Origin of the sequence: Paenibacillus sp. FSL F4-0243 (assembly GCF_037963295.1) — a bacterium.
Taxonomy (GTDB): Bacteria; Bacillota; Bacilli; order Paenibacillales; family Paenibacillaceae; genus Paenibacillus_AQ.
This window is the reverse complement of sequence record NZ_CP150151.1, coordinates 6,836,559-6,850,754: the sequence shown is the minus strand read 5'-3', so window position 1 is coordinate 6,850,754 and position 14,196 is coordinate 6,836,559. Positions and strand designations below refer to the sequence as shown.

The following is a 14,196-nucleotide window of genomic DNA, read 5'->3' as shown; positions in this document are numbered from 1 at the left end:
ACAGGAAGTCGGGTCTTCTTTTGCCTGCCTAAGCCTATATCAGAATAAAATAACACCCGATAACGCATAGTAACACCAGACGGAGGGATATACATATGGGTACTCCAACTGGCAAGCTACCTTGGTGGCAGCTTACTTTATTTGGTGTAGGCTGCACGATTGGCACGGGATTCTTTCTTGGTTCCAGCATCGCTATCCGTAAGAGCGGATTATTGGTGTTGGTTATTTTTGTGTTGGCGGCTGTGGCAACTCTGTTCGTCTATGAGGCGCTGGCCCAAATGACTATACAAAATCCTCAAAAGGGCTCTTTTCGTAGTTATGCCAAAGAGGCTTTTGGCCGCTGGGCCGGGTTTGGCATGGGCTGGATCTATTGGTGCTCAGAAATTCTAATACTCGGCAGTACCTTGACTGCTTTGGGCCTGTTTTCGCGGGTCTGGTTTCCGAGTTGGCCGCTTTGGGTTTTTACCGCAATTTATGCTGTACTGGGTCTGCTGGTCATTATTCTAGGTAGCCAGGGGATTAACAAAGCGGAAAATCTATTCGCCATGATCAAAATCGCCGCGGTACTGATGTTCATCGTGGTCGCCGTGGTTGCCCTTTTGAGGGGAAGGGGGAATTGGGATACGGTTCACAGTTCGGCAGCATGGTTGAATAAAGGATGGATGGGTGCTTGGAAAGGGTTACTTTATGCGTTCTATGCTTTTGGGGGTATTGAGGTAATGGGCTTTATGGCGATGGACCTACGCGACTCAAAAGAAGCTCCGAAAGCAGGCAGGTTTATGCTGCTGGGCGTGACCCTGCTCTATGTACTGTCGATAGGACTTGCATTATTATTCGTGAGCCCTGAGAAGTTGAGACCTGATCAAAGCTCAATTATTGCTGCACTTGAAGCGATGGGACTACCTATTCTTGTATATGTACTGAACGGGGTAATGATCGTGGCCGGGTTCTCTATTTTAGTGGCTTCATTGTATGCGGTCTCGACTATGCTGGTAACCTTGGCCGAGGATAAAGATGCTCCTTCTTGGCTGGCGGTGACCAAAGGAAAAAGAAAGATGCCGCTCTACGCGCTTGGTATCAATATGCTGGGCCTGTGCGTGACAATTGTACTGAGCTTGTTTCTGCCAAAGCAAATTTTTGAGCATATCACCACGGCGGCCGGTCTAGTTATTTTGTACACATGGCTATTTATCCTTGCCTCTTTCCTTAAGTTATTGAGACCAAAGATGGGCGGTTGGATTAGATCCATGGTCGCTATGGCGCTGATCATTACTGCCGTGGCAGGTACACTTTTTGAAAAAGGGGGCCGTCCCGGCTTCTGGTCCAGCCTTCTGATCATCTGTGTCATTGCGTTGATTACCTGGTTTAGGGAGCACCTCTTGAAAAAACGCGGACAAACCTCATAAGCGCTTAAGAGTGAAATTTAATTCCTATTGCTTTGAACTTGTTCTTCATATAAGTATATGGACATTTAGACGGCGCACTTTCGTCATCTCGCAGAAAATATTGCTTCCATTCCAGACTATCCTCCTGCCCATACCATTGAAGGGAAGGATGTGCGGGAACACTATCGTAGTCAGCAAGCTTCTTACGGATCTGCTTCTTCATATTGCGCCCAAATGCGGTAGAATCGTTAATATTCTCAAATACCCAACGCGGCTGAAAGGCAATGACAAAATAAGGGGTATGGCGGCTTCTCCGCAGCTCATGTGCCGGGGTTGCGCAGAACGCGAAATACGGGTGCCCATCAAAGCAGAACTCCCACGAAGGATGGGAGGGATCTGTAGAAATTTCATCCGGCCAGGGCACCGTGTCCACCGCACTGACGCGGCCCAGAATGGACCAGAACAAATTCTCATATTCCTCAATGGAGAAACCTTCCGCCAAATCTTCCGGAGTTTCAAAAAATAAAACAAGGGAAGCATATTTTCCGGTATCCCGCGAGCATTCCCCATATTGACGAAGTAATTGAGCGACCTCTATTGCAGACTCTTCACTTCGTGGATCAGCTACGAAGCCAAAACGCAAATGATTGGACAGAAACCCCTGACGTCCCGGAATACAGGGATATTTGCCTTCGGGATCTGCAATCATAGATGTAAATTGACGAAAAGCATCCTGCTGCCAGTACGTCAGCTCAGCTAGATGCTCATCGAGCCAGACCTTTGTGTTCAAATGGGCCATCCAAAAACACCCTCCTCGTTAGGTTCAAAACATCCTATGCGAAGGGAGGGAGATGGGTGAAGGCCTAGAAAAGCTCTTGCTTGTTAAACATATTAGCCAAACAACTGTATAAATGCCTGAGAACCGAAGTAGATGCCAAAACCAAGAAGGCAAATCCCCGCGGCAAGGGAAATGAACCGGAGCATAGAAGGGCCGGTGAACCGATGAAAGAAGCTAGACAGCATCGCCATCACCACATCCCAGAGTAGGATGCCGACAAAAATACCGATGCTGTTCCACAGCACCTGATCGAAATGTTGATTTTCTATGCTTTTGGCCAGAATGGAGCCGTAGATACCTAACCAGAACAGAATGCTGAGTGGGTTCATTAGTGCCATCAAAAAGCCTGAACGGAAGGCGCTAGTGCCGGTCTGTGCACCTCGTGAGGCGGATCCAGGCACGGCATTGAAATTTTTTAAGGTGTCAATTCCGGTATAAAGGAGAACGAAGCTGCCGAATGTCCACAGGAAGGTTTTCATAAACGGGGTATTCAGAAAGTGGGCTAGTCCAAAGTAAATGAGTAGCATATACACTAAATCCGCACACATAGCCCCCAGTCCGATCATCCAGGATTGGAAAAATCCCATCCGCGCTCCCCGGTCGAGCTGGGCTGCATTGATGGGACCAATCGGTGCAGATAACGATATTCCGAGTACGATATAGGTTAAAAAGCTATTCATGGTCATCGCTCCTTGAATGAGATGTTAACTTGTACAAGTCATTCTATTCAAGAAGTAGGTAAGTTAGAAGACGAGCCATTTGGCACGAACCTCTTTGCGACATACTCTAAAGGATCTCCACGGCAATCGGTGTACATTTATACCCGTTGCAGACACTTTCGGAGCAGGGACAAGCCGATATGGCAATGATCAGATCCATCTCAGCCCGCAACTCAATATAATCCCCAGCTTTAGAAAGCGGTCGCTCCACGCTGACTTTTCCAGAAGGATCAATGACAGTATTCATAAAAAGATTAAACGGATAATGCTGATCGGGAGCGGGCAGGCCAAACTCCTCCAGCGCCTCATTCAGGTTATTGTAGCAGCTGGCGTGATTCTTTTTGTTATACAGCACCTCATACATCTCGGGACGACAGGCAGAGTTAATGAAATCATGGCGGCCCACAGTATCCTTAATAATAGTAAACAGTGGTCTGTATTGGTTGGAATAGAGGATGTCCCCCGGAAGAACATTCATCTTGCCTAGAGCATCTATCGTTACACCGGGGTCAATCCGTTCATTAGGGCGAACGGCGTTATAAGCAGCGAAATCGGCTACCTGCTCTCCTTCTACATCGGTTACCCGGACGATCTGCCCTTTGTCCAACTTGAAGCCCAATCCCTTAGTTGCTGGAATCAGCCATTGTTGTTCGCTCATCAGTACTCTCCTTCGGGATAGTCATAGTCTGTGAGGGTTAGTATGGCTCTTTGCCAAAAAAGTCATGCAAAGTATAGAGCTGTCTGCGCGGCATCGTAGAAAGAGTTCGCATTCAATTCGATGACAGTCTTTGAGGATTAGAATGACATTTATTTTGAAGGAAAACTCATTCGAAAGATAGCTCCACCATGCTCTCCGTTATGAGCGGATATAGTACCGTCGCACCGTTCAACAATTGCACGTGAAATGGCGAGTCCAAGTCCCGTTTCTCCATTCTTACCTTTAATAAAACGCTGAAATAGCTGAGGCAGTAATTGATCAGGAATACCTTGACCATCATCAATGACATCGATCTGCACTTGTCCATCCTGCTCCGAAATTTCTATATCCACGGCTTGTGATGCATGTCTGATCGCATTGCTCATAATATTTAGTACTGCTTGTAAGAGTTTTTCCGAATCTCCATGAATATGAAGCTTTCTCGGGTTATCGACTTCGTACTTTACTTTGATGTCAACTCTCTCATTTATAGCTAATGGACGTATTCGATCGGCGGTTTTATCGATTAATTGTTCTACTGACACTTCTTCTTGATCAAAAATACCATCTTCACTTTCAAGCTTGGCTAACAAGATCATCTCTGTAACAATTCCCTTAAGTCGTTCACATTCACTTGAGATGACATCAAGACCATTGTCAGCACGATCCCCGGTGAAAATACCATCTCGTATTCCCTCTGCATAACCTTGAATCGTCATTAGTGGGGTCTTAAGTTCATGAGAAGCATTCTGGAAAAATTGTCTTTGAGCATGATGGTATTGTTTAAGTTCTCCTGCGAGATGATGGACACTTTGGGCTACCTCACCAATTTCCCCGCCAGTTTGAATGAGCTGCACCTCATCGAATTGGCGTTTTTCAACTTTTTTGAGCTCAAGCTTTAATTTCTCTAGAGGAGTAACGAGACGTTTGGTAATAAATAAACTTAGGCCAAAGGCAATAGTGCCCCCAATCACCATAATGAACATCATTCTTGTAAAAAGCTCTGATTGATATGATTTTACTTTGCTTAGCGGTGTAGACAAGACAAGGGTGGCTGCGGTTACAGCACTAGTTGGATCAAGATTCTGTGGATTAGAAGTTAAGGTCTCAACAATATATTTCTCCTGTCCATTTTCCCATAAATCCTGCTGATTGTGACTTGAGTGCTGTTCAATGAGCGGTAGCCATGTCTGTGTCTGCGCTTCAGTCATTGTACTAAATAATATATTACGATTCGGCTCTATGAGTAACGCATCGACGGATCTATTAATTTCTTGAGCCGGCTGTACGATAGCTGCTGCTGACTGGGAAGGTGTTAGGTCTTGAACAGGTAACGAATTGACCAACTCCATCATTGCACTGCCTTGTGATCTTAGCTCTTCTCTTTGATTATTGATTAGTGTGTCCATTAGTAGAGGATAAACGAATGTAGCTGTAAGCACGAGTACACACACCAGTAATATTCCAAATGATAAATGAAGCTTATAGATTAGTTTCATGTTATGTCTTCACTCCATCCACGCGCATTCGATAACCATAGCCCCAAACGGTTTCAAGAGGCAGGTCTTCCATTTTACGACGAAGTCTTTTGACCAAATCGTCAATCGCTCGATCGCTGCCGAAATAGTCATCCCCCCACACTAATGTTAACAACTCATTGCGCGAAAAAGCACGATTCGGTTGCGCTGCTAAGGTATGAAGCAATGAAAATTCCTTCACCGTCATTTCAATTTCTTTAGACCTCCAGTAAACCAGACGACTATCTAATACTAGACGAAGCTCATCGATGATGAGGTCGTTTGATTTAGAAGAGACTATACTCTGTTCTGATCTTTCTGTAAGGGAGTTAAGCCGATGGAATAAACGATTTACTCGTGCGACCAGCTCACGTGGGCTGAAAGGCTTAGTTAAATAATCATCGCTTCCAAGCTCAAGTCCAAGTATCTTATCTACTTCCTCATCACGAGCAGAGATCATAATAATAGGAACTTCGGCTTCCTTGCGAATTTGTTTGCAGAATTCATAGCCATTCATACCTGGAAGCATGATGTCTAGAATCCACATATCCGGGCGCTCTGTGTTCCATAACATGAGCGCTTCTTCTGCTGAACCTAACGATAGGGTGCTATAGCCTTCCTTCTGTAAATAGTTCTCAACGATATCTCTTATATGGCAATCATCTTCAACGATTGCGATTTGATAGTTCTTCATCAACAGACCTCCTGACCAATACATCTATTATTCTAACAAAGTTGTCCTTTCAAGCGGGCTTTTCCATACTTTTTCCACAATTGCTCCAAATTAATACCGAAGCTGATCTATAGAATAGTTATTTGTACGGTAAACATGTTGCTTGTATGGAACAAGCTCGAAAGGAGGTTGAGGCTGTGAGAATTTCATATTTGGCTCGCAAGGAGATTCTTGTGGCGTTCTGCTTTCTTGCTCCGAGTTTGATCGGGTTTGCGCTATTTTATTTGATTCCGTTTGGTCAAAGTGTTGTATTTTCATTTGAGAATCCAAGTGGTGAGGCAGGGTTATCGTTTGCCAATTATCAGAGCCTATTAGCTAGCTCGTCCTTTCAAAAGGCGGCAGGGAATACATTCTGGTTCACAATAATTGGTGTTCCGATCCTTATTCTGTTGTCACTTGCTCTTGCCATGCTGCTTAACAAACGAGTCTATCTTCGGAATTGGCTGCGTACCTCATATGTACTGCCACTGGTTGTTCCAGTAGCGTCAATTGTGCTCGTATGGCAGATCCTATTCGACTGGAATGGTTTTTTCAATCATGCATTAGAGTGGATTGGAATTGAGCGGATCGATTGGATGAAATCAGAGTGGGCGCAAGGGGTCATTATTTTTATCTATGTATGGAAAAACATTGGCTATAATGTGGTTCTATTCTTGGCTGGACTGCAAAATATCCCAGATCAATATTATGAGATAGCAAACCTGGAAGGTGCAAGCTGGGCTCGTAAGCACCAGATCACCTTGATTTATTTAATACCGACAGGATTTTTAGTGATGCTGATGTCGATTCTGAACTCATTCAAGGTATTTCGGGAAATTTATTTAGTTGCGGGTGACTATCCTCATGACAGTATCTATATGCTTCAGCACTATATGAACAATATGTTCTTATCGCTCGATATTCAGAAGCTGTCGGCTGCAGCTTTCTTAATGGTGCTCTGTATTTTAGTCATTGTGTTGATGCTCTTCCGAGTTGAACATAAGTTCCGTTCATTTATGGAGTAAAGGGAGGGGTGTAGATGAACAAGAAACAGATAAGAACACTGCTACTTACTATTATCTTAGCCGTAATCGCGCTGGTAATGCTATTTCCGGTTGTGCTCACAATGGTAAGCTCCTTGATGACGGAGAAGGAAATTATGCTGAATTACGGCATGTTAGGTAATACACAGATGAACGATTTTGTGAATTTGAAGCTGATTCCAGATTGGGTTTCGCTGGAGCAATTTTATAAGGTGCTTATTTCAACCTCGCAATTTCTTCGTATGTTCTGGAACTCTGTATTTATGGTGTTTCCAATCATTATAGGCCAGGTCGTGGTGGCAACATTAGCGGCATTTGCATTTGCTAAGCTGCGATTTCCTGGCAGAGAGCCCTTATTTATTGTGTATCTGATCACGATGCTCATGCCGTTCCAGGTCACGCTTGTGCCGAACTATATCATGTCCGATCGGCTAGGGCTGATTAATAGTCCAAGCTCCATTATTTTACCAGGGATATTTGCGGCGTTTGGTGTGTTCCTGCTCAGACAATTTATGCTCCAAATTCCAACGGCATATATGGAAGCAGCCCAAATGGATGGGGCAGGTTACTTCCGATCCTTTATCAGGATTGTCTTGCCTATGGTGAAACCTGGAATGGCAGCGCTTGTTGTTCTGCTGTTTGCAGATTACTGGAATATGGTGGAGCAGCCCCTGATCTTTCTGCAGGATGCCAATTTGCAGCCCTTGTCCATTTTTCTATCTCGTCTACAGGAAGATGCGCTTGGGGTATCCTTTGCGGCTGCGGTCTTGTATATGATGCCTATGATTCTCTTGTTTCTTTTGGCGGAACGGTATTTTATTGAGGGCATAGAGCTTTCTGGAATTAAAGGATAGGGGAAATGAGATGACAAGCACATCTAAGCGACAACGATTAACGGCTGCTTTGTTTGTATTGTTTTTTGCGATATTGGCTGGCCTGACTTTCTTTAGCAGCACACTCGAAACGATGACGCTGCCCAAAGTAGTTACGGAGAAACTTACCTCGAAATCATTAGTTCATCAGGTTAAAGGGAGTGGAGTCTTAACACCTCGGAAGCAGGTGGATTTGTTGAATGAGACTGGCTCTAAAATTGTGAAGGTTCATGTAAAAGAGAATGCTGAGGTTAAGAAGGGGCAAAAGCTCGTGACATTTGATAGCTCTGATCTGGATGAACAGATCTATCAAGAGGAAACGGCGCTTAAGAAACAAAAGCTAAATCGGGAGATTCTCGAGGAGGATATGCTCAATGCATTGATAGGTGGTGATGAGCAAGTGATTGCCAAGGCAGAGCGAGCTCTTGAACTGGATAGTATGGATCTTGAACTGGCGCAAAGAAAGATGAATAAGCTGCGCAAAGATAAAGCGGATAAACAGACACTGACTGCCCCCTTTGATGGAAAAGTCACAAAGATTACAGCAGAGGATAGTATGAATGCTTCACAAGGGGGGACAATCCTGACCTTAATGGATAGTGGTAAGGGCTTCGAATTTTCATTTGCTGTCGAGTCGGATAATACGGCATTATTCGAGATTGGATCTAAGGTTTCTGTTCGATTGCAGAAAGACAATACACTGGTTAACGGTGTAATTGAAGAGATTAAAGCTGCATCCCAAGAGAGCAGTGAAGAAGATTCATCCGATAAATCGAGTTATCAGGTTGTCGTTTCTGTCTCCGATGATGGTATTAAAGGCGGCGAACAAGTCAGTCTGGACATAAAGAAGGAGTCAAATGAAAAAGGTTATGTGTTACCAAAGAAATGGGTTCATAAAGATACAACAGGGAGCTATGTCTTTGTAATTGAGGAGAAGAAAAGCTCACTCGGCAATACGTTTAATGCACGCAAGGCTTATATTGTAACGGGTGATTCAACCGAGGATGAGATTGTAGCTGTGAGCGGGTTAAGTCCTGATGATGAGATCATTATTGAATCAAGTGAACCATTACAAGAAGGTAATAGAATCCGAGTATATTGAAGGGGATGAATGAATTTGAATAGAAGATGGGTATTGGCCTTATTAGCAATGATAGTCGTATTATCGGGATGCTCTAGCAGCAGCGTGGGATCAGGTACAGAAGGAACATCTAATGAACAATCAGGTCAGGATGGCAAGAAGATTGAGATTGCGACTATGGCGGTAACTCCTTATTTAGAGGAGGCGGTTAAGCAATACAAAAAAATTCGTCCAGATATACAAATTGATATCAAAGAGTATCTAGCTAGACCCCAAACGAATGAAGATGGAATGAGTCAATCAGGAGAAGCATTCTCAAAGGGCGATGTTGAGAAGTATATACAAACAGTGAGCACACAGATGATGTCTGGCAAAGGGGCGGACATGATCGTAATGAACGATCTACCACAGGACAAATATGTCGCCAAGAACATGCTGACTAATTTCTATGATCTGATGGATAAGGATGCTGACTTTGATCGAAATCAGTACTATCAGAATATTTTTGAGGGCTCCCAAGATGGTAATGGTTTGTATGCAATGCCATTCTCATTTGTCATCGACGCGCTAACTGGGAATACAGAGTTGTTAGAACAAGCTAACATTAAAATCGATGATCAGACATGGACATGGGATGAGTTTAAAGATATCTCCAAGAAGCTTAAGGGAAAAGTTGGTGAGGATTATTTCGCATTTGTTAATCTATTCCCGATTCAAATGTTAGCGGAGTATATAGAGGCTAATTATGATAAGCTCATTGATCAAGGTCAAGCGAATTTCGATTCCGATCTGTTTCGAGATATGATGAAGCAAATCAAATCGATGTATGATGAGGGCGTACTTAGTAATGATTTTACGTACGACTATACCAAAACCTTGTTCAACAATGCTAACCTTTTCGATCCAATAGGAGGCCTGTCCCAAGTCCTTGATCCAAAGCTTAAACTATATCAAAAGCCAACAGTAAATGGAAAATATAGTGGAACTTCATTTAAGTCATATTTCACTTTAGGTATTAACAGCAAATCTAAGGTTCAAGAGGAAGCTTGGAACTTTATTAAGTTCATGCTTTCCGAAGAAATGCAATCTTCACCAGTGGTACAGGGTTTTCCGCTGCATAAGGGAGTTGTGGAGAAACAGCTTAATGATGCTAAGCAGCAGGCAGTAGCGGGAACACTACCTCTTCTAGAACAGAAGTTTGATGCTGAGACTGTAGAAAGTAAAATCCAAGAATTACATCAGCTTCTAGATGGAGCAAGTAGGAATTTATCTAGTGATCATAAGGTCGTTTCAATTGCAATTGAAGAATTTGATTCATATATGAGTGGTCAGAAATCCGCTGAAGACGTCAGCAAGCTGATTCAAAATCGAGTCAACACTTACATTAACGAGTAAATAGAACGTTCTAATCGAGAGGCGCTCAATCATTTAACGGTGATTGAACGCCTTTTGTTTATTTTGCAGGAATCATCCCATTTGTCGTTGAATATATCCCGTTAACCGTATTGCGTATTCGAGATACGCAGCCACAGGAGGGAACAGCATTGAAATCGACTACCGTTCAAAGCCTTACAGAGACGTTTAAGCTGGAAGTGCTTGCAGGTGCTAGCTGCATGGATCGTGAAATCACTCGTTCAAAGGCGCATAGACCTGGTCTGGAGTTCGTGGGTTACTTTGATTTTTTCCCAACGAAGCGGGTACAAGTATTGGGCTGCAAGGAAATCAATTATCTGTTAACCCTAAGCGTTGAAGAGCGCAAGTTACATATTGGTAATATCGTCAAGTATCATCCACCATGCTTTATTGTGACGACAGGTCAGCAGGAGATTCCTTATTTAACTCTATTCTGCGAAGAAGAGGGCATCCCGTTGCTTCGGACGCAGGAGACGACGACAGAGATCATCGCAAAGATTGATACCTATCTGGTGAAGGCGCTGGCGCCAGAGCTTTCAATTCATGGAGTATGTGTAAACGTGTCTGGTATAGGTGTCCTACTCAGAGGCAAGTCAGGGATTGGAAAAAGCGAAACCGCGCATACGCTTATTAGAAGAGGTCATCGGTTTGTGGCGGATGATATCGTGGTGCTGAAGAAGCTGGGACCGGCGACGCTTCTCGGCACACATAACGAGACGACCCGCGAATTCCTAGCGCTGCGCAGTATTGGTCTGATCAATGTTGTACGCCAGTACGGGCGTAGAGCTTTTCAGGATGAGACGCGAATTGTACTCGACATCGAGTTATCTCCTTGGCGAGAAAATTCCTTGAATAATGAGCTCGAACTGGAGCCGAAGTTCACAGACTATCTCGGTGTCCAAATTCCGCATATTGAAATCCAGCTTCAGCCCGGCCGTGACGTAGCCGGCCTAATTGAAGCTGCCGCCAACAACTGGTATCTGAAGCAGCTTGGCTATAGCGCCGTTGAAGAGTTCATGCAGAGGATTGAAAACAAGCAATGAGGGGTGCTCATGAATTTGTGTATACGTAACAGACCGCAGAAGAGCTATGTGGTCTGTTTTTTTAACTGAATTTCGCCTTTAATGCGTGATTGGCTGGGCATAGGCTATAAATGGTATAATTTCTAATAGGTATTTTGAGTGATCGTTACTAGGAGGTATTAATGATGAGTGATGAGCTATTGGGAAAATTGGATACTTGGCATGAAGAGGATGAATTTCAAGAAATCGTGGATGCAATAACGGAAATTCCTGAAGAGGAAAGAGATTATGTTCTAACTAGTCATTTGGGCAGAGCGCTTAATAATCTCGGGCAATATGAAGAAGCTTTAGAGCAGTATTTGAGCATTGAAGAAGAGGGTGAAGGTGACCCGCTTTGGCATTACCGTATCGGAGTTTCCTATTATTATCTGAAGCGGTACGACGAAGCTTTAAAAGCATTTACAATTGCAGACGAGCTAGAGCCTGATGATGAGGACACCTTGGAGTTTTTGGGATGGATCAAACGCAAATTGGCTAAGAAAGCTACGAAAAAACCTGTGAGTAAACCTGCAAAGAAGCCTGTAGTAGCGATCGATACCACCAACTTTTGGGATGACAGCGAGTATGCTTTCTCAGAATATATCTCTGAATCGCCTACAGATGCATTGATTGCTTCAGTAGAAGAAGAGCTGGTTTTTAAGCTGCCAAAATACTACGTTGAAATGATGAAGCTACATAATGGGGGAATTCCTCATAACAATCGGTACCCAATTCCGGGAACAGAAGAATTTATTACGATTTCAGGGATCCTTGGAATTGGACGAGATAAGAATAAGTCGCTGTGTGGAGCTTCAGGCAGCCGGACTGTGATTGAAAATGGACGTTATCCTGAGGTTGGTGTGGTGATTTGTGATTGTCCTTCTGAGAATGAAGTAATCATGCTGGATTACCGCGAGTTTGGAAATGATGGCGAACCCGAGGTTATCCATGTAGATCGAGATAACAAATACAAGATCACACGCTTGGCTGACAATTTTGAGTCCTTTATCGGTGGACTGGTGAAATAGTGGATTCGGCGATTTAGCTGAATGTGGGGATGATAAATCAGCCAAATAAACGATCGAAAAAAACAGAGCAGCGGTTCTCCTATAATGGAGGCAGCTGCTCTGTTTTTTAGTCTGCTCAATTGTCGTTATTAAACACCTTGGACTGAAGCACATCGAGTGCTCGGTTGATTTCTTCCAGTTCTTCAGTAGAAGAATCCTTGATCCGGTCCAGGAAACGTTCGCCGATCTGTTCAAAAGCTTTGTTCATCATCGCTTGTCCAGCGTCAGACAACCGAATCATTTGCTTACGCCGATCTTCTGCGACATCCAGCTTTTCACAAAGATTCTTTTCTGTTAATTTCTTGAGCTCACGGCTCGTGTTCGGCATAGAGATATTCTTACAATCACTAATTTGACTGAGGGTAACAGGCTGGCTGACCGCAATATACTCCAGAATACTATATTGAACGGGCGTAATACCTTCCGGTCTAACATCTTTGGTTAAATCGAATGTTACTTCATGGACTGCCGTCGTAAAGGTCACTAATTTATGAAAAAACGCTTCTTTGTCCATAACGATCACCTCTTAGTGTAAACTTTAACAAAATAATTATCATAATACAATTATCATTTGACAACTAAATAAAGATTGTGATACGATTTTGTTATCAAATGATAATTAAAGAGGTGGACCAATGAATGTTTTAGTCATCTATACTCATCCGAATCATAAAAGTTTAAGTTATGCTTTTCTCAATAAAGTCATTCAAGGAAGTAATGAAAATCGAAAGATCACGAACATCGAGGTGCTTGATCTATATGAAGAGCAATTTGATCCGGTGCTGGTCTTTAACGAAAATAAACGTAGAAGAGACATGCATATCGATCCCAAGTTTGAGAAGTATCGTGAGCAGATTCGTCAGGCAGACAAAATTGTGTTTGTGTATCCGATCTGGTGGGGCCGGCCTCCAGCCATGCTGCTCGGGTATATTGATCAAATGTTTGCCTCTAATTTTGCTTATAGAGAAAAGGGCGGCCTTATCCCCGAAGGGCTGCTGAAAGGTAAGTCCGTGGTTTGTATTTCCAGCATGAAGGGGCCAACCCTTTATCCTTTATATTGGTTAAACAATTCCCATAAGGTACTGATGAGAAAAGCATTATTTCAATATTGCGGTATGAAAAAAGTGAAGTTTTTCGAGTTTGGGAATATGGAGAGTCCAAAAGGTAAACATGACAAAAAGCTAAATCAGGTCTATCAATATTTCAAAGCTGTGGCTAATTAATTCTCAAAGATAACGGATCGATGATTATTTGGACTCGTTATAAAGATAGGCAACATAATCCTGCAGCACTGAGGTATGGTCCATTTGTCGCAGCATAGTCCCGATATTCCCACGGTGATAGCTGCCATGGTTTACTACGTGGAAGATAGCACCGGAAATGGATGTCTCAAGTGATCCCATCGTTGGATGATCTAACACAACGGTGGGGTCCTTATCTATTTGACTAGCCAACACCATTTTATTTTTGCTGGTTAGCTCACGATAGAGGACATCCATTTCTTCAATATCTTTTATTGCTAACAAGGGCTCTAATTGGGCAGCTGATGCTTTAGCTTCATTCCTAGTTCGCCCTTCAATCAAGTCAAACCAAATGTTCTCCACGACATAAATATGCGTCACAACCTTCGCTACCGAAGAAAAACCGCTCTGGATATCCTTATGATAAATGTCTTTAGGCAGCTCCTTTAAGCGATGGATGATTGTTTGATTAGCCCATACATTGTAGTCATACATTTCTAACGTCGGATGTTTCTCCATGAGTTTCTCCCCCTAAGATTATAGATACGTT

At 43.3% G+C, this 14,196-nt stretch carries 15 protein-coding genes; 8 read left to right on the top strand and 7 right to left on the bottom strand.

The genetic code is table 11. The annotated features are described in order from the left end of the window. Window positions 1-95 precede the first annotated feature (95 nt). Window positions 96-1,406 carry an amino acid permease gene (locus NSS87_RS30335; protein ID WP_339244077.1) on the top strand — a complete coding sequence of 437 codons (1,311 nt, stop codon included), beginning with the start codon at window positions 96-98 and terminating at the stop codon, window positions 1,404-1,406. Window positions 1,407-1,410: 4 nt separating this feature from the next. Here the strand turns inward: NSS87_RS30335 and NSS87_RS30330 are convergent, their stop codons facing one another. From NSS87_RS30330 to NSS87_RS30310, 5 genes are all read right to left on the bottom strand, one after another. After that, entirely contained in the window at window positions 1,411-2,184 is a 774-nt protein-coding gene (locus tag NSS87_RS30330) for a YqcI/YcgG family protein (protein ID WP_042192956.1), read from the bottom strand. Between the two features lie 92 nt (window positions 2,185-2,276). Beyond that, window positions 2,277-2,903 (bottom strand): LysE family transporter, encoded by a 627-nt coding sequence (locus NSS87_RS30325; RefSeq protein WP_339244075.1) that lies wholly within the window; start codon window positions 2,901-2,903, stop codon window positions 2,277-2,279. A gap of 106 nt (window positions 2,904-3,009) precedes the next feature. Next, window positions 3,010-3,600 carry an urea carboxylase-associated family protein gene (locus NSS87_RS30320; RefSeq protein ID WP_339244073.1) on the bottom strand — a complete coding sequence of 197 codons (591 nt, stop codon included), beginning with the start codon at window positions 3,598-3,600 and terminating at the stop codon, window positions 3,010-3,012. Between the two features lie 149 nt (window positions 3,601-3,749). Next, entirely contained in the window at window positions 3,750-5,138 is a 1,389-nt protein-coding gene (locus NSS87_RS30315) for a HAMP domain-containing sensor histidine kinase (protein ID WP_339244071.1), read from the bottom strand. A 1-nt stretch (window position 5,139) separates the two neighbouring features. Continuing rightward, entirely contained in the window at window positions 5,140-5,850 is a 711-nt protein-coding gene (locus tag NSS87_RS30310; RefSeq protein ID WP_339244069.1) for a response regulator transcription factor, read from the bottom strand. Window positions 5,851-6,026: 176 nt separating this feature from the next. On the opposite strand from NSS87_RS30310, the gene NSS87_RS30305 reads away from it, so the two are divergent. The 6 genes from NSS87_RS30305 to NSS87_RS30280 all read left to right on the top strand — a co-directional run bounded on the left by NSS87_RS30305 (window position 6,027) and on the right by NSS87_RS30280 (window position 12,366). Beyond that, window positions 6,027-6,893 carry a sugar ABC transporter permease gene (locus NSS87_RS30305; RefSeq protein ID WP_256716186.1) on the top strand — a complete coding sequence of 289 codons (867 nt, stop codon included), beginning with the start codon at window positions 6,027-6,029 and terminating at the stop codon, window positions 6,891-6,893. 14 nt (window positions 6,894-6,907) lie between these two features. Next, complete coding sequence (locus NSS87_RS30300) at window positions 6,908-7,765, top strand: carbohydrate ABC transporter permease (RefSeq protein ID WP_339244068.1); 858 nt, start codon at window positions 6,908-6,910, stop codon at window positions 7,763-7,765. 10 nt (window positions 7,766-7,775) lie between these two features. Next, window positions 7,776-8,885, top strand: coding sequence for an efflux RND transporter periplasmic adaptor subunit (locus NSS87_RS30295; RefSeq protein ID WP_042192941.1), 1,110 nt, complete (start codon window positions 7,776-7,778; stop codon window positions 8,883-8,885). A gap of 15 nt (window positions 8,886-8,900) precedes the next feature. Continuing rightward, complete coding sequence (locus NSS87_RS30290) at window positions 8,901-10,259, top strand: extracellular solute-binding protein (RefSeq protein ID WP_339244065.1); 1,359 nt, start codon at window positions 8,901-8,903, stop codon at window positions 10,257-10,259. A gap of 149 nt (window positions 10,260-10,408) precedes the next feature. Further along, on the top strand, window positions 10,409-11,320 hold the full coding sequence (gene hprK, locus NSS87_RS30285; protein ID WP_042192937.1) for an HPr(Ser) kinase/phosphatase: 912 nt from the start codon (window positions 10,409-10,411) through the stop codon (window positions 11,318-11,320). A 164-nt stretch (window positions 11,321-11,484) separates the two neighbouring features. Further along, the gene (locus NSS87_RS30280; protein WP_339248707.1) at window positions 11,485-12,366 is read left to right on the top strand and encodes an SMI1/KNR4 family protein; all 882 of its coding nucleotides are present in this window, start codon (window positions 11,485-11,487) and stop codon (window positions 12,364-12,366) included. Between the two features lie 115 nt (window positions 12,367-12,481). Here the strand turns inward: NSS87_RS30280 and NSS87_RS30275 are convergent, their stop codons facing one another. Continuing rightward, window positions 12,482-12,919 carry a MarR family transcriptional regulator gene (locus tag NSS87_RS30275; protein ID WP_339244062.1) on the bottom strand — a complete coding sequence of 146 codons (438 nt, stop codon included), beginning with the start codon at window positions 12,917-12,919 and terminating at the stop codon, window positions 12,482-12,484. A 121-nt stretch (window positions 12,920-13,040) separates the two neighbouring features. On the opposite strand from NSS87_RS30275, the gene NSS87_RS30270 reads away from it, so the two are divergent. After that, window positions 13,041-13,628 (top strand): NAD(P)H-dependent oxidoreductase, encoded by a 588-nt coding sequence (locus NSS87_RS30270; protein WP_042192931.1) that lies wholly within the window; start codon window positions 13,041-13,043, stop codon window positions 13,626-13,628. Between the two features lie 24 nt (window positions 13,629-13,652). Here NSS87_RS30270 and NSS87_RS30265 read toward each other — a convergent pair whose 3' ends face one another. Beyond that, entirely contained in the window at window positions 13,653-14,165 is a 513-nt protein-coding gene (locus NSS87_RS30265; protein WP_339244060.1) for a DinB family protein, read from the bottom strand. Window positions 14,166-14,196 lie beyond the last annotated feature (31 nt).